Source organism: Acinetobacter sp. YH16051, from assembly GCF_013417135.1.
Lineage (GTDB): Bacteria > Pseudomonadota > Gammaproteobacteria > Pseudomonadales > Moraxellaceae > Acinetobacter > Acinetobacter towneri.
The window spans coordinates 1-17,197 of the sequence record NZ_VPEN01000012.1; the positions used below are offsets into that span (position 1 = coordinate 1).

17 protein-coding genes are annotated in these 17,197 nt (G+C 42.2%); 7 read left to right on the plus strand and 10 right to left on the minus strand.

The genetic code is table 11. The features are described 5' to 3' along the window. Window positions 1-423: 423 nt before the first annotated feature. The 3 genes from FTV41_RS10380 to FTV41_RS10390 are packed head-to-tail and all read right to left on the minus strand — an operon-like array spanning window position 424 to window position 3,272. Window positions 424-1,506, minus strand: a complete 1,083-nt coding sequence (locus tag FTV41_RS10380) for a DUF6670 family protein (RefSeq protein WP_104853049.1) — start codon at window positions 1,504-1,506, stop codon at window positions 424-426. A 40-nt stretch (window positions 1,507-1,546) separates the two neighbouring features. Then, window positions 1,547-2,371 (minus strand): CDP-diacylglycerol--serine O-phosphatidyltransferase, encoded by an 825-nt coding sequence (pssA, locus tag FTV41_RS10385; protein WP_004976213.1) that lies wholly within the window; start codon window positions 2,369-2,371, stop codon window positions 1,547-1,549. A gap of 43 nt (window positions 2,372-2,414) precedes the next feature. After that, window positions 2,415-3,272, minus strand: a complete 858-nt coding sequence (locus FTV41_RS10390) for a 23S rRNA (adenine(2030)-N(6))-methyltransferase RlmJ (protein WP_026438537.1) — start codon at window positions 3,270-3,272, stop codon at window positions 2,415-2,417. A gap of 116 nt (window positions 3,273-3,388) precedes the next feature. On the opposite strand from FTV41_RS10390, the gene FTV41_RS10395 reads away from it, so the two are divergent. Both FTV41_RS10395 and FTV41_RS10400 read left to right on the plus strand, forming a co-directional pair. Beyond that, window positions 3,389-3,991, plus strand: a complete 603-nt coding sequence (locus FTV41_RS10395; RefSeq protein ID WP_104853047.1) for a 2OG-Fe(II) oxygenase — start codon at window positions 3,389-3,391, stop codon at window positions 3,989-3,991. Between the two features lie 86 nt (window positions 3,992-4,077). Beyond that, the gene (locus FTV41_RS10400; RefSeq protein WP_179996527.1) at window positions 4,078-4,605 is read left to right on the plus strand and encodes a hypothetical protein; all 528 of its coding nucleotides are present in this window, start codon (window positions 4,078-4,080) and stop codon (window positions 4,603-4,605) included. A gap of 62 nt (window positions 4,606-4,667) precedes the next feature. Here the strand turns inward: FTV41_RS10400 and FTV41_RS10405 are convergent, their stop codons facing one another. From FTV41_RS10405 to FTV41_RS10430, 6 genes are all read right to left on the minus strand, one after another. Beyond that, window positions 4,668-4,925, minus strand: a complete 258-nt coding sequence (locus tag FTV41_RS10405) for a DUF2789 family protein (RefSeq protein WP_026438086.1) — start codon at window positions 4,923-4,925, stop codon at window positions 4,668-4,670. 179 nt (window positions 4,926-5,104) lie between these two features. Further along, window positions 5,105-5,353: a DUF2789 family protein gene (locus FTV41_RS10410; RefSeq protein WP_096901745.1), complete on the minus strand. Its 249-nt coding sequence runs from the start codon at window positions 5,351-5,353 to the stop codon at window positions 5,105-5,107. Between the two features lie 205 nt (window positions 5,354-5,558). After that, window positions 5,559-6,776 carry a YeeE/YedE family protein gene (locus FTV41_RS10415; RefSeq protein WP_179996537.1) on the minus strand — a complete coding sequence of 406 codons (1,218 nt, stop codon included), beginning with the start codon at window positions 6,774-6,776 and terminating at the stop codon, window positions 5,559-5,561. 236 nt (window positions 6,777-7,012) lie between these two features. After that, window positions 7,013-7,999: a malate dehydrogenase gene (locus FTV41_RS10420; protein ID WP_019836931.1), complete on the minus strand. Its 987-nt coding sequence runs from the start codon at window positions 7,997-7,999 to the stop codon at window positions 7,013-7,015. A gap of 204 nt (window positions 8,000-8,203) precedes the next feature. Further along, window positions 8,204-8,851: a ribonuclease I gene (locus tag FTV41_RS10425; protein ID WP_179993550.1), complete on the minus strand. Its 648-nt coding sequence runs from the start codon at window positions 8,849-8,851 to the stop codon at window positions 8,204-8,206. Between the two features lie 106 nt (window positions 8,852-8,957). After that, window positions 8,958-10,844: a lytic transglycosylase domain-containing protein gene (locus tag FTV41_RS10430; RefSeq protein ID WP_179996538.1), complete on the minus strand. Its 1,887-nt coding sequence runs from the start codon at window positions 10,842-10,844 to the stop codon at window positions 8,958-8,960. Between the two features lie 358 nt (window positions 10,845-11,202). Between FTV41_RS10430 and miaB the strand changes: the two genes are divergently transcribed. From miaB to ybeY, 3 genes are read left to right on the plus strand one after another with little or no spacing between them, the layout of a single operon-like run. Continuing rightward, window positions 11,203-12,657, plus strand: coding sequence for a tRNA (N6-isopentenyl adenosine(37)-C2)-methylthiotransferase MiaB (gene miaB / locus FTV41_RS10435; RefSeq protein WP_004976194.1), 1,455 nt, complete (start codon window positions 11,203-11,205; stop codon window positions 12,655-12,657). Between the two features lie 39 nt (window positions 12,658-12,696). Next, window positions 12,697-13,770: a PhoH family protein gene (locus FTV41_RS10440; RefSeq protein ID WP_004976193.1), complete on the plus strand. Its 1,074-nt coding sequence runs from the start codon at window positions 12,697-12,699 to the stop codon at window positions 13,768-13,770. A gap of 43 nt (window positions 13,771-13,813) precedes the next feature. After that, a complete protein-coding gene (ybeY, locus tag FTV41_RS10445; protein WP_004976192.1) occupies window positions 13,814-14,296 on the plus strand; it encodes an rRNA maturation RNase YbeY in 483 nt (160 codons plus the stop codon). A 212-nt stretch (window positions 14,297-14,508) separates the two neighbouring features. On the opposite strand, the gene FTV41_RS10450 is transcribed toward ybeY, so the two are convergent. Next, the gene (locus tag FTV41_RS10450) at window positions 14,509-15,366 is read right to left on the minus strand and encodes an energy transducer TonB (RefSeq protein ID WP_171062604.1); all 858 of its coding nucleotides are present in this window, start codon (window positions 15,364-15,366) and stop codon (window positions 14,509-14,511) included. Between the two features lie 275 nt (window positions 15,367-15,641). Between FTV41_RS10450 and FTV41_RS10455 the strand changes: the two genes are divergently transcribed. Both FTV41_RS10455 and FTV41_RS10460 read left to right on the plus strand, forming a co-directional pair. Beyond that, on the plus strand, window positions 15,642-16,316 hold the full coding sequence (locus FTV41_RS10455) for a hypothetical protein (RefSeq protein WP_004976182.1): 675 nt from the start codon (window positions 15,642-15,644) through the stop codon (window positions 16,314-16,316). 145 nt (window positions 16,317-16,461) lie between these two features. Further along, window positions 16,462-17,175, plus strand: coding sequence for a DUF3108 domain-containing protein (locus FTV41_RS10460; RefSeq protein WP_004976176.1), 714 nt, complete (start codon window positions 16,462-16,464; stop codon window positions 17,173-17,175). Window positions 17,176-17,197 lie beyond the last annotated feature (22 nt).

Below are 17,197 nucleotides of genomic sequence, written 5' to 3' on the forward strand. Positions count from 1 at the left end.
CTGGCTCATCAATTTTCTGACTTAAATTTCGCTCAAATAAACTTCGAGTAATTTAAACCAATCAATCAATGAAATATGTTCGATCGATCAATCAGTAAAAATCCACACAAGTTGTTCTTCATAATCTTTTAATGATCTTCTCGATGCTTCGTCAGCATCAAGCTAGGTCGGCTATATTACGCTTTATTTCTAAAGTGTCAACTGGTAATTTAAATTATTTTAAACTTCCTTTCTAAAACCCTACTCAATCATTCTCAACCAAGTCATTGTTTTATCAGAAGTTTTAATCCTTATCACCGCCAATGGATGTGCATTATAGGGCAAATATTTCGCCATGCAACCCCTCTTTTTAAGTTTTATCAGTTTTTTAATCCAAACGGTTAATTATTCAGCAAAACACTTCACTTTTCCACAAAATACTGTTTATTTCTTTTTCTTGATCATAAAAGGTTCAGGATTCATAACTACATCTGGCATTTTTTCTGGCTGATCATGTTCCTGCCATTTCAGTGCGCGGCAGTCGATATATTCACAATAGCCTCCTTCTCCTTGTTGTTGATCTCCATTTATAGCCAACTGATATTGAAAACTTCCGACATAACCTGCTGCAGCCCCAAATTTAAAATCACCACGACTCTGCGCCTGTAAATGAATTGAGGTGCCATCTTCATCTTGATAACGCCATTCAAACTCACGTGGCAAATACATACACTGACCTGTTGGCGTTTTTACTTTTGGATAAACCCGTTGAATATTAAATTGTACTTGCCCATCAAATACCCGAGTTTGCTCCGTGTTCGCATTTCGCAGATAGATTCGAGATTGCAAAATTCGATTCAACACATCACGACTTTGTAGCAATATCATTTGTTGCTGATGATTCAGATTAATCACTTGATAGCAAAAAAATGCCACAGCGAAATAAGGAAACTGGATTGAGCGGGCAAACTCAAAACTACCCAATTGCTCAATCTGAAAATGCTGATCTTTATAGCGCACACTACCCTGACACTGACACAGCAAAGACCAATGTTCTGCCAAATTCATTCGCAATTTAGTGAAATATGAAATTGTAGAGCTTGTGGTGATCTTTAAATCAAAGCTAAGTTCGCTATCTTCACGTTGAATATGAAATTGCGGAAAGTGTCCAGTAATGCGCTCTTTATTGGCAAACTGAAAATACTCTGCAGTAAATACGCAATCATGTTGTATTGAATAATGATTGGACTGCCCCACCATGTGTGGGCTGCTACTACAAAGAATACTGGCTGTGTCTAAAGCTGAGGTTGTAATCACATTTTCAGGGCGCAGCATTGCGGTATTTAGGCTGCCCAATAAACCAATAAAGTTGAGATAATGTAAGGGTGCAGGCAAATTAGGAAGAATTAAGCCCTGATAGATAAATTTATAATGATGTTTTGGGGCGTGATAAGGCAGTTTGGCGGTTGCCGCAGGAGTTTGATTGAGTTGTTTGGAACGATCGAGAAAATCTTGAAACAGCTGCATATCAAACTCCTTGTGAGTTGATGCTTTTATGAAAGCTTAATTAACTCACTGCATTTTTTCTTGCCATAAAAGTGGTCACAAAACCTGAAAGTGCATAAATAATTGAAATCACTAAAATTCCAACAGGAATATTATAAGTCATGGCTGCAAGGATAAATACTGCGATTGGCAATACAAAAAACGGCACACGCTTACGATCAAAGGTTTTAAATGAATAATATTTAATATTGGAAATCATCAACAATCCTACTGCAATAATAATCACAGCATTGAGGATTTGTAGACCAATTTCACGAATATCATACAGTTCAGGAAAATCCCGTCCTACCCAAACCAGCGACACGATAATCAGCGCAGCCAAAGGACTTGCAACACCAATAAAGTAGCGTTTATCGACCACACCAATTTGCACATTAAAACGCGCCAAACGGAATGCGGCACAAGCCGTATAAACAAAGCAAGCCGCCAAGCCGATACGACCTAAATCATGCAAACTCCAGCTATACATCAAAATCGCAGGTGCAACACCAAAGGCGAGCATATCGGATAATGAATCAAACTGTTCGCCAAATGGACTTTGCGCACCAATCGCACGTGCCACACGACCATCTAAACCATCAAACAATGCTGCTAGAAAAATGGCATAAATCGCTTGGCTAAATTCGCCATTCATACTGGCAATAATGGAGTAAAAACCCGACAGCAAGGCTGCCGTGGTAATCAGGTTTGGCCACAGATAGATACCACGACGTTTCACCTTTTGCCCTTCACGGGTATGTTCTTCTTCCACCACTTCAAATGTAATTCCGTCATGCTCAAGATCACGGGAACTATATTCTCCTTCGGGTTTGGATGTGTTTGTCATTATTTTGTGTCCTAACTGTAACCTGAACGTCTATTTAAATTTTTTATTCGCCAACTAACCAACGCACTGCAGCATGTCCACCATGTTCTTGCATACGCAAGTGCGGGAACAACCATTGCAGGGCTTCATCTGCATCTTCAGAGAATTTCCATGGTGGATTAATCACCAATAAACCACAACCGTTTAAGCCCACAGGAGTATCGTCAGGCCACACACAAATTTCACAAATGAGTTGACGGCGAATCCCTGTTTTAAACATTTTCTTTTCAAAACGTTCAATCATGGCGCGGTCTTTAATTGGATACCACACCGCAAATACGCCTGTTGGCCATTTTTTATGTGCAGCTGCCAATAATTCAACCAACTGAGGGAAATCTTTACGTTCCAATTCATACGGTGGATCAATCATCACCAAACCGCGTTTTTCTTTTGGTGGAATGACGCCCAATAAACCTTCGTAAGCATCACGCTCATGTAAACCTGCGCGTTTGTCACGAATGTTATGACGCAATTGCTGGAATACATCGCGCTGCATTTCAAAAATAGTTGCTTTGTCGATGTCACGCATACCTTGTAAAGCAAACCATGGCGAACCAGGATATGCACCTTGCCCATCCGTTTCACGCATTGCTTCAACCAGTTTTAAATACTGCTGTACGCCTTCTGGTGCCTGACGTTTGATTGAATCATCTAGTTTCACTAAACGATGAATACCATTTAAAAATTCGCCCGATTTTTGTGCAGGTGCTAAAGATAAGTCATATTTACCCGCACCGCCATGTGTATCGACATAGCGATAAGGTTTATCTTTGGCATTTAAACGTGTCAGAATTTGCAGCAATAAAACATGCTTCATGACATCGGCAAAGTTGCCCGCATGGAAATGGTGACGATAATTCATGTTTGGTTCATTCCTAAAATCAACCGACATTTTAGCATGAAAAAAAGTTTCATTCAGGAGCTTGTATTCCTCTAAAATAATCAGCTTGTCTTGCATTTTGTCTGAGTATCTATTTTATGGACGCCACACTGCTTCCAAAATCTTGGAATATTGATCAAATTCTTGAAGATTTAGATTTGCATGGTTTTGCCATGTTGGATGATGCCTATTCACCTGAATATCAACAACAAGTTCTCGCAGAGTGTAGTCAAAATTTAGATCAATTTCGTGAAGCAGCCATTCAAAATGGTGTGGTCAGCAAAATTCGCAGTGATCATATTTTATGGATTCACGAAAATTTAAGCATTGCACAACAACATACCCAAACCCTTTTGACTTTGGCCGAACAATTCAATCAGGCATTTTATTTAGGGATTCGTGAGGTCGAAGCGCATTTTGCCAGCTACCAAGCAGGTTCTTTTTATGCCTTGCACCGCGATAACCCACAACAAAAAAATGATCGGGTGATTTCTGCTGTCTATTATTTACACCCTGAATGGCAGACAGATTGGGGTGGACAACTACGTTTACAAGACAAACATGGAGCATGGCAAATTATAGAACCACGCCCAAATCGGATTGCAATTTTCCAAAGTGATTTATTGCACGAAGTTTTGCCTGCGACACAGCAACGTCTTTCCATTACCGCATGGCTACGCAGCGGCAATCAACTTTGGTAAAAACAGACCGCATTTTTCAGACTATTGGCTTTAAAACTGTAAATTTGCCCCGATGTAGAGCAAATATTGCTATCAGGAATTCACCCATGCGCAACTCGACTCAACAGCTTATTCAACGTATTGGGGAAACCGACCAACTTTTTTTACAAGGCAATACGCCTGAATTGGCATTAGAACGTGCCGATTTACGCTTACAATTGGTGAGTTTGAGCAAGTTACGCCAAGAACAGATTTACTTTTTGCAAGAAGCCATTGTGCTGTTGGAACAAGGTCGGATTGAATTTGAAGAAATACCGTTGACGCTGTATATCAACTTGTCTTTGCATTTAGCCAAAGCCTATATGATGTATTTTGAGCTGACCCGCGATGCAAAATACGCCTTAATTACCCAACAAATTTTAAAAGCCATGACTCATTATGCACATGGAGATATTTTCTTTTTCTTGGCTTATGCCAGCGCCAGTAAAAATGAAAGTGCACTGTGTCGCCACTGGTTAGGCAAGTACAGTAAAACTGCCGAATTTGATTTGGAACTCTTACAAATTCACCCTGCCTTTAACGCCTATCAAACCGAAGTCTGGTTTAAACAAATTCTCAAAAGCAGAATGCATTAAAAAAACGCCTCGTTCTGAGGCGTTTTTAATGAAAACATATTAAATATGACGATGACTTAAACCTAAACAGCTTGTAAACGATAAGCATCTAAATGCAATTGTTGATTGAGTTCATCAATCCAAATGGCCCAATCATCGTCTTGTACCAAATGACTGATTAAAAATTCACGTTGTGATTTATTCCAAAACGGCGCTTCATGTAAATTAATATGTGCAGGTAATTGATGCGTACGTACATACAGTTCAATGGCTGCAGGGCTGCTGGCTAAACCGAGTTGGCTGAATAACATGGCTAATGATGGAGTATTTTGCATGAGCACCTTGCCCCCTTTTATTAGTTTCGTTGTAATTCCTTATTCAACCAACTTATAACACTTTGTATAAAAAACCCAGTCTTCCGACTGGGTTTGTTGTATCTTTTTGTGAGCACGCAGTTTACTGGCGCTTTTTAGATGAAAAGTATTTGATTTAACTTAAAAACTTTTAACTTAAATACCGATTAAACACTCGGATGTTGATCACTATGTAATTGCTCATTTAAGGTTTCAATCACAATGGCCCAATCATCATCTTTTTTCCAATGGCTTTGCAAAAATTGGCGCTGCCCTTCCGTCCAAAACTCGGCACAGTGTAATTTGGTTTCTGCAGGTAATTGATGCTCACGAATAAATTGATCAATTGCTGCATCGTCAGCATCTAGACCCAATTGTTGAAATAACAGTTCTAAAGTCGGTTGTTGGTCAAACATGGCATCCTCCTTTGATTCGTCTTGTACTTTTAATGACCTTAACCTGCTTCGAGCCGCAATTCAGCAGCAGCCGAGTTGCAGCATGTTATTTTTTGTACGATGCGATATACCTGAAGCATCCCACTCAATATTCTTAACACGATGACAGGCAACAAAAAAGCCAGTCAATGTAAACCGACTGGCTTTCATCTACTTAAATTAAAAGTTAGCAACCTGTTAGTTTTTCAGGCTGTGGCTTTTCATTTGGAAAGAAGATTGGGCGCAATTTCACACCAATGGCATTCCCCATAAATGCAAATACTAGCCATAACCAACCATGCACGCTTCCTGATGCAATACCGCTAAAGTAAGCACCGATATTACAACCGTATGCTAAACGTGCGCCATAGCCAAGTAATAGACCGCCAACAACTGCTGCAACCAATGAGCGACGTGGAATATTAAAGTTAGGCGCAAACTTGCCTGCCAAACTCGCTGCAAGCAAAGCACCTAGCATGATGCCAAAATTCATCATCGAGGTAATGTCATGCCAAAGTGAATTGGCTAGGGCTTTAGCATTGCCAGGTTGTTGCCAGTAATCCCAAGCACTTACATCCATTCCTGCAAAGGTCGCCACTTTTGCAGCCCAAACTGCAAGCGCAGAGGTTACACCCCACGGACGACCTGCCAAGGCCAAGGTAGCAAAGTTAAGCAGGGTTAAAATAATGCCGCCCCAAATCAACGGCCAAGGGCCTTTCAGAAAGCGCTTCCAACCATGGTACTGACTTTGTGGCTCTGCTTCTAAACTGCCATGGCATTTCTTTTCAACCCATACTGTCACGGCTGCAATTAACGCAAAAATAACGAAACTCAACAGCAGCGCTGGAATCACACCGAAGCTTTCTACAATAGAAATGGGTGCTAAATGTGGTAGGTTAAACCACCAATCTAAATGTGATGTTGCAATCAACGAACCTAAGCAGAAGAAAAATAGCGTAACCAACATACGCGCACTGCCACCGCCTACCGTGTATAGCGTACCCGATGCACAGCCACCCCCCAACTGCATGCCAATACCAAAAATAAAAGCACCAATCATGACCGACATCGACACAGGATTGACATTGCCCTTGACGGGATTGCCAAACAACTCACCTGCACCTAAAGCAGGAAAGAACAACAACACCGCCAAGCCCAGCATAATCATTTGAGCCCGCAAACCACGACCACGACGTTCTTTAATAAACACACGCCAGCTAGAAGTAAAACCAAAAGAGGCGTGATACAACGTCATCCCCAAAGCACCACCAATTAAAAATAACAGTGCTTGATTTAGACCCACGATTTGATAGGCGCCGATAGTACCGACAACAAGTAAGATAAAAGCCACCCAAACCGAAACATTCGATCTATGGGCACTTGCAACAATAACTTGACATGACAGAGAGAAGATTTGAAAAAGGAAACCCGCGTATTCTAAGCAATTTCCCCTACCGTGCAGGTCAATCGACCTATTTTATAGTCGCTTATCCATTCTGATATTTGATAAGCAATATGAGCTTAGCTGATGATAGGCTTTTAATTGCAAAGATAAAATCAAGCGCAAAAAAAATGCCAGTCAACTTTTAGGTTGACTGGCATCACTCCCGAAGGAGTTTTAACTTAATCTAGCAGATTAAATTATTTAATCATGTCAGCAATTGCTGCGCGTTCTTCTTCAAGTTCGTTTAACGTGAAGTTGATACGCTCACGGCTGAACTCGTCGATTTCAAGACCTTGAACGATTTTGTATTCGCCATTTTCGCAAGTTACAGGGAAACCGAACATTACGCCTTCAGGAATACCGTAAGAACCGTCAGAAGGAATACCCATAGTTACCCATTCGCCGTTTGTGCCAAGCGCCCAATCACGCATGTGGTCAATTGCAGCGTTTGCAGCAGATGCAGCAGAAGATAAACCACGTGCTTCGATGATCGCAGCGCCACGCTTACCAACTGTAGGAAGGAATACGTCTTTGTTCCATTCAGCATCGTTGATTTTGTCTTTTAAGCTTTCTCCATTTGCAGTTGCAAAACGGTAGTCAGCATACATTGTTGGAGAGTGGTTACCCCAAACTGTCATTGTTTTGATGTCAGAAACAGCAACGCCAGCTTTTTGAGCAAGTTGAGTTAACGCGCGGTTGTGGTCAAGACGTAACATTGCTGTGAAGTTTTTCGCTGGAAGATCTGGAGCAGATTTCATTGCGATGTAAGCATTCGTGTTCGCTGGGTTACCAACAACTAGAACTTTAACATCACGGCTAGCAACTTCGTTAAGTGCTTGACCTTGACCAATAAAGATTTCACCGTTTACTTTAAGAAGGTCAGCACGCTCCATACCAGGACCACGTGGACGAGAACCAACCAATAACGCGTAGTCAGCATCTTTAAATGCCACTTTAGGATCATCAGTACCGATCATGCCAGCCAATAATGGGAAAGCACAGTCGTCAAGTTCCATCATTACGCCTTTAAGCGCAGCTTGAGCTTTCTCAAAAGGAACTTCTAATAATTGAAGGATAACTGGTTGGTCTTTACCCAACATTTCACCGCTAGCGATACGGAATAATAGGCTGTAACCAATTTGACCAGCAGCGCCAGTAACGGCAACGCGAACAGGTTGCTTCATGTAATTATCTCCAATTGAGAGGATAGTCAATGCGATTAAATAGCTGTTCTATCTAATCTTAATAATCATAAACGCGAAAGATTGTACTCCAATCATTCAGCGGATGCATGCAAAAGCGCATCAAATTCCACAAAAGTCTGATAGAAAATATGAATAAAATTTCTCAAAAAGCTTAAAATTCAGAAATTACAGTCACCTAGCAAACTAGTAAGAACCTTTAATGACAAACTGATTCGGGCAATTTGATTCAATCGCTGCACCGCACTGCTTATAGCGTCCTTCGGTGTTATAACAAATTTTGATTTCAGTTAAATAACTTTTACCTTGATGGTTAGAGCACTGAAAATGCACGCTTTTTGATGACATACCTGAATTGGACTTGAGAAACAAACTCCGTAGTTGTGACAATTGCACCGTCTGCGTGTCTTGGCCTGTCAATACCGAAGGCACGTTCATCCGATCTGCATTATTAATAATCATGCGAAAATACTGACTGGCATTCATGGGCACACAGCCGCCAATACCTTGCCACAATTGTATCCGTGCAGCTTCATCAGGCATGACTCGCGCCACTACCTTCGCTTGTAGCGGCGGTAACTTTGCCGATGAATGGGTGCTACATTCACGCGTGGCTACTTCGGGATATAAACCCTCAATATTCAGTGAGTAACCTTCTAAACATTTACGCTTTTTGCTTTTGCTCGAATCGATTAAACACACGGCGGGCGTCATTTGCACGGACATCACATAGCCTTGCACGGGGGCAGAAAATGTATTTTGCGTACACAAAACCAAAGCTGTACCACTCAAACCGAGCAATGTAACTTGAATTGGCTGTAAAACTGTACTCATCCACATTTTCAATGCTTCAGCCCCCTAAATTCTTATACACCCAATGACTCACGCATCTATATATCAACACGCATGATCATCTAACTGTATCACTTGTAACATTTTCCTAAGGTGTATTCCGAGATGGAATATGTTGCATACGGCTACTCATTGATTGTCCACCCTGCCCCAACAGCACACCATAGTGCGTGGCATTGGTCATGACATGCTTGACATAGTCACGTGTTTCCAACAAAGGAATGCTTTCAGTATATTGGTCTGCCGCAATTTGCTGAAACTCTGGCTGCCAACGGCGTGCACGATTTGGCCCGGCGTTGTATCCTGCTGTGGCCAGCACAGGGCTATTGCTTAATTGTCGCTGAATGGTCGACAAATAAAATGTACCGTAGCGGATGTTGGTATTCATGTCACTGAGTGCAGCAGGATTATAAGTTTCACCCATTTGTCGTGCAACCAAACGTGCCGTGTCTGGCATAATTTGCATGAGTCCACCTGCACCTACATGCGAACGTGCAGTAGTATTAAAACGGCTTTCTTGACGCATCAAACCATAAGCCCAAGCAGGGTCAATACCTGCATTTTGACTGTGGCTCACAACATAATTACGATGTGGCATAGCATAACGGTAACTATAGTTGTGCTTATTCACAGTACGATCTGCTGCATAAATGGCACGATCATACCAACCCATATCGGTTGCACGCTTAGCCGCTGCTAAAATCAAACCATCATCCTGTCTTAAATACGCCTGACGTACCGCCCAGTTCCATTCACGGTTGACATAATTGGCAGGTGCATTAATTTCACGCAAAGTAAAGGCACGGTTAAAGTGAATATCTTGATTCAAACGCTGTAAGTCATTGGTACTTGGTTGCGTATTCGCAGGAATCGTGTTGTAGGTTTGCCCAAGACGATCTTTTGCCAACAAGTTGTGATAATCATCACCCTGCGCCAATTTTTTATAAATATTTTGTGCACTACGTTTCGACGCTGCATCATTGCGTTGTTCTGAAGCACGTGCCAACCAATATTGCCAACGATCTTCCTGTTTTTGAGTCACACTCATGCTGTCTACAGCACGAATCACACTTTCCCATGCGCCAAAACGAATCGCCTGACGGGCATAAATTTCTGCTTCTTCGGGACTAAAAGGTAAGCCATAACTGGCGTCTAAGGCACTTAACACTTCACGCTTAAAATTGTTTTTCATGACTGTAGTGCCGCCAATATATCCCACAGCACGATACAAGGCTTTTTGTACCGATTCTGGCGCACCTTCTGCACTGCGTTTTAGTGAAGAAAGTGCCGAGTCTAAATCGCTATCGGCTAAACGTCCGATCGCATAAATAAGATAGGCATGGTCTTCGTTGCTTGCTTTAGGCGCAGACCACAAATAATTCAGTGGATTGGCTTGAATGCTGTTCAATTGTGCCAAACTGATATTCATACCTAAACTTTGCGCAGTCGCTAAAGCGAGCCCTGACTGCCCTGCACGCAATTGTGCCCATAAGCGTTGCTGTTTATCTTGCTGAGTCATAATTGGACTAGAGAGCATCATTCGACCTAGACCTGTACAAGATTCAGGTTGTGAGTTCGTGGTCAACCAAACATCTTTAAATTCCGCGACCACCAAAGGATCACCCGAACGGGTACGAACTTGTGCCATGGCACAGCTTTCGGCCTGATCAGCATTACTCACATAGGCAAGCACAGGTTGTGCACTGCTAAAATCGGCCTGTTTCACTTTTTCTTCGATGTAATCGGCTGCGAGTTTTTCTGCCATCGCTGATTGTGGATGGCGCTGTGCAAACTGAACAATTGCACTGGCAGGTTGCATGCCCAAATTGGTGTTCAATGCCCAGTATTCAGGATAGTAGCCCAAAACATCATTTTGCATGGCATATTGATACTGCTGCAATAAATCGAGATCACCTGAATTGGCTGCACGCAGTGCATCATTAAACTGTTCATTTGCGGCATGCGTACCCGTCATCACGGCAAGCGAAACCAGACTTAGCACAAGCTTTTTCGTTAATTTATTATTTTGTTTCATCATTTGCAGCATTCGCTTGCCTTCAGTCATTTACTTCTGCCTCGAGATCCGCATCCAATCATTCAGCTTAGTTTAATTAGTCTAGAACCCAAGTTGTGTTCTGTTATGTAACCTTCTGATTAGACGATATTAATCTTGAAATCAAACTGCCAACAATTTTACTCCACATTTCAAGTATGTGATGCTTGGATTAAAGTCTGTCAGTTTATCTTGAATTCCTGCTAAAATACGCCCCTTTGTTTTATCTATTCCGTTTATTTTTTTAAACGAACACGTGAATTATCTCTTAGGAGCCTACATGACGGTTCAAACCTTCATCCCGAATGGTGCCCAAGCTGCCTCAGAAAACACTGTTACCCAGCCACAGCACACCCCAGCCGACGGTTCAGTCAAAAAACTGTATATCGAAACGCAAGGGTGTCAGATGAATGAGTATGACAGTCACCGTATGGCAGACCTTTTAGGCGATTCTCACGGCTATGTACTGACCAGCAACCCTGCTGATGCCGATATTCTGCTCATGAACACCTGTTCGATTCGTGAAAAAGCGCAGGAAAAGGTGTTTTCTGAATTAGGTCGCTGGCGTAAGCTGAAAGAAAAAAATCCTGATTTGGTGATTGGCGTAGGCGGTTGCGTCGCTTCTCAGGAAGGTGACAACATTCAAAAGCGTGCCCCGTATGTGGATATGATTTTTGGCCCACAAACCTTACACCGTTTACCGCAAATGCTTGATCAACACCACGATCAGGTCGAAAAACCAAAGAAAGAAAAAATCAAACTGGTGGATATTTCTTTCCCAGACATCGAAAAATTCGACTTTTTACCTGAACCGCGTGTTGAAGGGTTTAAAGCTTTTGTGTCGATTATGGAAGGCTGTTCAAAATACTGTTCTTTCTGCGTAGTGCCTTACACGCGCGGTGAAGAAGTTTCACGTCCTTTAGATGATGTCTTAGCTGAAATTGCGACTTTGGCCGAAAAAGGCGTGCGTGAAATTAGCTTGCTCGGTCAAAACGTAAATGGCTATCGCGGTGAAACTTTTGACGGTAAAATTTGTACTTTTGCCGATTTACTGCGTTTGGTTGCCGAAGTACCTGGCATTGGACGAATTCGCTACACCACATCACATCCGCTTGAATTTAATGATGATTTGATTCAATGCTACCGTGATTTACCGCAAATGGTGTCGCATTTACACTTGCCTGTGCAAAGTGGTTCGAATGATGTGTTACAAGCCATGAAACGTAACCACACCATTGATGTGTATATCGACAAGATTGCCAAGTTACGTAAAGTACGCCCAGACATGCACTTATCTAGCGACTTTATTATTGGCTTCCCGGGTGAAACCGATCAAAACTTTGAAGAAACTTATCAGTTTATTCAAGATATGGATTTTGACCACTCGTACAGTTTCATCTATTCAAAACGTCCAGGTACGCCTGCATCTGAACTTGAAGACACCACACCTGAAGATGTGAAAAAAGAACGTTTAGCCAAAGTTCAACAATGGATCAAACAATCTAGTATTGATAAGACCGATGCCATGCTTGGCACGGTACAACGTGTCCTAATTGAAAATGTTTCCGACAAAGACCCGAACATTTTAGTGGGTACGGCCGACAATACACGTTTAGTAACATTTATTGGTGACCCTGCTTGGGTCGGACGCTTTGCGGAGATTGAGATTACCGAGATTAAAACTTTGAATTTAGTTTACGGTGAACTCTTGAATCTTGAGCCTGACGTGGCGTAATGTAGGAGCTAAAGTCCAATAACAGATTAAGGAATTCTCTTGACTGCAGCGATTCGACGTACAGTAACTTTTCCTGGCATTTCAATGGAACGTCTAAAAAGCATGCTCGGTGCTTATAACGGACATTTGAAACAAATCGAACAACGTCTAGACGTCCAAATTTCTCATCGTGGTGACGCCTTTTTTATAGATGGGGAAATTGATGCAGTTGAACGAGCCGAAACGCTCTTGCAACGCCTGCATGAAGAAGCGGAAAGCTCTGCACAAATTAGTGCAGACACGCTCCACATGATGATTCAGGGCAGTCAGACTGACCGTGAATTACAATCGGATGATGGGCAAGAGCATACTGGATTGGATGCTGTTTGGTTGCAAACCCGCAAAGGGCGCATTAATCCACGCGGTGCCAACCAAAAGCGTTATGTGCAACGTATTTTGCAAAGTGATATTTCATTTGGTATTGGCCCTGCAGGTACGGGTAAAACCTATTTGGCTGTTGCCGCTGCCGTAGATATGTTGGAACGCAATGAAATCCAGCGGATTCTATTGGTGCGCCCTGCGGTTGAAGCGGGTGAAAAACTGGGCTTCTTACCGGGTGATTTAACCCAGAAAATTGACCCGTATTTGCGTCCCCTTTATGATGCCCTGTATGAAATGCTCGGCTTTGAAAAAGTTGCTAAGCTGATTGAACGTCAAGTGATTGAAGTTGCACCACTGGCGTATATGCGTGGTCGTACCCTCAACCACTCTTTTGTGATTTTGGATGAAGCCCAGAACACCACGCCTGAACAGATGAAGATGTTCCTGACCCGTTTAGGGTTTGGTTCACGTGCAGTGATTACCGGTGATGTGACTCAGGTGGATTTACCACGTGGTCAGCAGTCTGGTCTGGCACATGCCTTACGTGTGATTGATAAAATCCCTGAAATTCATATTACTCGTTTCCATTCTCGTGATGTCGTGCGTCACCAGCTGGTTCAGAAAATTGTTGAAGCCTATGAAGGCTGGGACAGTGAGCAACAGCGTTTAAGTGCCGAAGCGCGTGCAGAACGTAAAGCGCGCCAGGAAGCATTAATTGCGGAAAATGATGCCGCAGCAGATGCACAGCACTAATCGCTGTGCGCTCTGCAACCTACTGAAGTATTAAGGATTCATTTTGAAATTAAGTCTCAGCCTGCAACAGGACATTCAAGCGCCTGAGCTGGTGTTAAAACGTGCCTATCTGAAAAAAGTAGTCGAAACCACTTTAAGACATATAGACACCCAAAGTGATTGTGAAATTGGAATTGCCTGTGTCGATCATGCCGAAAGTCACAAGCTCAATCTGGAATATCGCAAAAAAGACAAATCTACCAACGTCTTGTCTTTCCCAAGCGATTTACCCGATGAAATGGCACAAGTTTTGCCGAGCTTCCCTATTGGGGATTTGGTAATTTGTATTCCTGTGGTTTTACAGGAAGCTGCAGAACAAGCCAAAACACCATTAGCGCATTTCACTCACATGCTAGTACATGGCACGCTGCACCTTATGGGCTATGATCATGAAACCTCAGATGAGGATGCCGAAGAAATGGAAGCTTTAGAAGTTGAGATTCTTGCCAAGTTGGGTTTGGATAATCCATACATGGAAAGAGATTGAATTTTAAGTTTTAGAAAATCATAAAAATAGCGGGCTAAGGCTCGCTTTTTTGTTTAAAACTACTCCCTCCCAATGGGAGGGAGAATATTCATTAGAGTCCCATGATTGCTAAATACCAGAAGAACATTGCTGCGTAAAGCAGAGAGTAGATTCTTGTTACTTGTCCACAAAGTCCTCTCTCCCTTTGGGAGAGAGCCAGAGAGAGGGAAAAACTAGCGCACCTCAAACTCAGCTTCAGCAGGGTCAAAACGCCACGTCCGTACAATCCGCAATTCAGAAATATCTTTCATTTTGGCATCAAATGCACCAAAAGGTGCGGCTTTACGCACCGAAGCTTTGGCTGCTTCATCTAGCATGGCATGTCCTGAACTTTCAATTAAACGAATGGCACGAATCCCACCATTGTTGTTCAAAATCACCATTAAACGTACTTCGCCTGCCAAATTCTGTGCTTTGGCTTGTTCGGGGTAATAGCGGTTACCATAAAATTCGACTTTTTGACGGAATTTTTCCATATAACCAGCGGTGTTGTCTTGCTTGGCCTGAATCCCATCGATGGTTTTAATTTTTTGCTGACGGCTAAAATTTTGTTGGCGTTGTAAATATTGCGCTTCAATACTAGCGACCATGGCAGCCTTAGCTTGGAATTGGCTATTCAACTCCTGCATGGCTTTTTTGCGCTGATTTTCTGCAGCCTGTTTTTGCCAACTGAGCGTGGTCATCAATACTTTTTCTTCAAAGTTTAATTCACGCTGTTGCTGCATACGCTCTAAACTTTCCAATTGCTGCTCCCCTGCACTTTGTTCAGTCATGGGTGCAGGCATATCACTCGACATGCGATGTTCTTCACGGAACGTACCTGAACCTTGCTGATCGGCTTGGGCTAAGAAATCTGCATCTTCAACTTTTGCATCGCTCATGCGTACCGATACCGCAATCTCTTTGACCGCAGCATCGCTTTGTTGCGGTGCAGCAAACTGCACGGCCAAAATTAATGCGTGCAATACAGCAGCCACCAGCAACGCTGCAGCAAAAATAGGATCTTTCCACCAATCTTGCGTAGAAGGCATCAATTGAATTTTTTTTAGCATCACATTAATCCGACAAAACGTCTGATTCCCCAAGCCGCCAAATGCGGTATAAACTAAAGAGCATATTACTTTGCTCAGTTTTTGCTTTTCTGCAAAACTGCGAAGTTCATCAAAAAGCTGACTACTGAGCCTTAAAATCTTAAAAATGGTGCAACTTATTTTGCTAAACTGCAAGCTTCTATGCCTGTATTTTTAATACAATTCGACAAAATATTTGTATCTGTAAAGAATGAATGAACGACTTGGACGGCCGTATGCAAACCCTGATCACCAATATCTCTCAACGTATCCGTCAAGTGTACCAAAAAGCGGAAGGATTTATTGAGGATGAACGTGAATTTCCATTATCTCAGGTCTTCTTAAATGCGACTTTTCAGCGCTTTGTGACCGATAATGTGAAAATGTTGCAAGATCTGCACGCAGACTTACACGACGACTGGTTACGTCTTTATGCAACCCTAGATTACAACGGCTTGAACATCACTCTGTCTGTCGATTTAAAATTAGTACAGATGGAATTGAATAAAGATACTCAGCTGATTGTGTTTGAACAAATTAGTGACACGCAGGTGATTGAAGCAAGTTATCCAAGTTTTTTGCATAAAATCGCTGTGAAGTGCGCTTTATTTTACTATCAAAAAATACGCAATGATGACCCTTTAGGCATGATTTTAGAAAAACTCAAAGTCATTAAAGTCAAAGATGATTTGCTGCATTTAGATTTAAATCGCTGGTTGGGCAAAAGCCGCTCTATCATTGACACACTCAGCAAAGTTCATGTGAATCATGCGGTATTACGTGAAGCGGAATTGGTGCTCACTGGCAACGTCAATTTAACGGCGTTGTTCCGCAAAATGTCTGAAGAAAGACTAGAAGATGTGGAAGAATCTCTTGCAGATACGCAAGTCACACCGCTGAAACAAAAATAAAGCTAAGCTGAAACTTTAGAAGAGAATACATACAGGAAAACTACACAAGCCGCATAATTCCTAATTTTCTCTTCATATTCAACGCGTATAATGGCAACAAGCAAGCAAATTGCATCTCCCTACATACAGAGGAAATATCTCAGCAATGGCAAATCATGTATTGAAAAAAATGGGTATGGCAGCCGGTGTGTCTACAGCACTGTTTTTGGCTGGTTTCTCTAGCCAAACATTTGCCATGAGTCCTTTCCAAGCCAGTTATCAATTTAACTACAATGGTAAAAACTTAGGTTCTGCAACACGTACTTTAAGCCAAACAGGTAACCAATGGAGTTATGTGTTTGCTGCCAAAGCAGGCGTGATTGCCTCTGCTACAGAAACTAGCCGTTTTAGTTTTAATAATGGCAAAATTGGCTCATCTAGCTTTAGCCGCAGCAGTAAGATTTTGGTGCATAACAACACCATGAGTATTAACTTCAATCCTTCGGCGAAAACCATTAACACCAAAAAGGACAGCGACACCCGTTCTTTTGCGTGGAAAGCGGGCGTGTTGGATGAGTTGAATGCGGAACTGCAAATCCGTGAAGACTTAAAAAGTGGCGGTTTAAAATCGAGCTACTATATTGCCGATAATAAAGAGGTGGAATCACGTCGCTTTATTAAGCAAGGTTCAGAAAAAATCAAAACCAGTTATGGTACTTTTGATACCATTAAAGTGGTGCTGAAACACAACAAACCAAACCGTGATACGATTTTCTGGTTGGCACCAAAACTTGACTACTTGCCTGTCAAAGTTACCCACCAAGACAAAGACAAGTCTTATGGATTATTACTCACAGGCTATAAAGGCCCGACCAACTAATTTAGAATATAACTACTGAGCA

Bases quoted from the DNA above. Each gene is read 5' to 3' on its own strand.
- FTV41_RS10410 (WP_096901745.1), bottom strand. From the start codon at position 5,353: ATGTTTGACCAACAACCGACTTTAGAACTGTTATTTCAACAATTGGGT.
- FTV41_RS10395 (WP_104853047.1), top strand. From the start codon at position 3,389: ATGGACGCCACACTGCTTCCAAAATCTTGGAATATTGATCAAATTCTT.
- FTV41_RS10380 (WP_104853049.1), bottom strand. From the start codon at position 1,506: ATGCAGCTGTTTCAAGATTTTCTCGATCGTTCCAAACAACTCAATCAA.
- FTV41_RS10390 (WP_026438537.1), bottom strand. From the start codon at position 3,272: ATGAATTATCGTCACCATTTCCATGCGGGCAACTTTGCCGATGTCATG.
- FTV41_RS10420 (WP_019836931.1), bottom strand. From the start codon at position 7,999: ATGAAGCAACCTGTTCGCGTTGCCGTTACTGGCGCTGCTGGTCAAATT.
- pssA (WP_004976213.1), bottom strand. From the start codon at position 2,371: ATGACAAACACATCCAAACCCGAAGGAGAATATAGTTCCCGTGATCTT.
- FTV41_RS10450 (WP_171062604.1), bottom strand. From the start codon at position 15,366: ATGCCTTCTACGCAAGATTGGTGGAAAGATCCTATTTTTGCTGCAGCG.
- FTV41_RS10425 (WP_179993550.1), bottom strand. From the start codon at position 8,851: ATGAGTACAGTTTTACAGCCAATTCAAGTTACATTGCTCGGTTTGAGT.
- miaB (WP_004976194.1), top strand. From the start codon at position 11,203: ATGACGGTTCAAACCTTCATCCCGAATGGTGCCCAAGCTGCCTCAGAA.
- FTV41_RS10455 (WP_004976182.1), top strand. From the start codon at position 15,642: ATGCAAACCCTGATCACCAATATCTCTCAACGTATCCGTCAAGTGTAC.
- FTV41_RS10430 (WP_179996538.1), bottom strand. From the start codon at position 10,844: ATGACGGGTACGCATGCCGCAAATGAACAGTTTAATGATGCACTGCGT.
- FTV41_RS10460 (WP_004976176.1), top strand. From the start codon at position 16,462: ATGGCAAATCATGTATTGAAAAAAATGGGTATGGCAGCCGGTGTGTCT.
- FTV41_RS10400 (WP_179996527.1), top strand. From the start codon at position 4,078: ATGCGCAACTCGACTCAACAGCTTATTCAACGTATTGGGGAAACCGAC.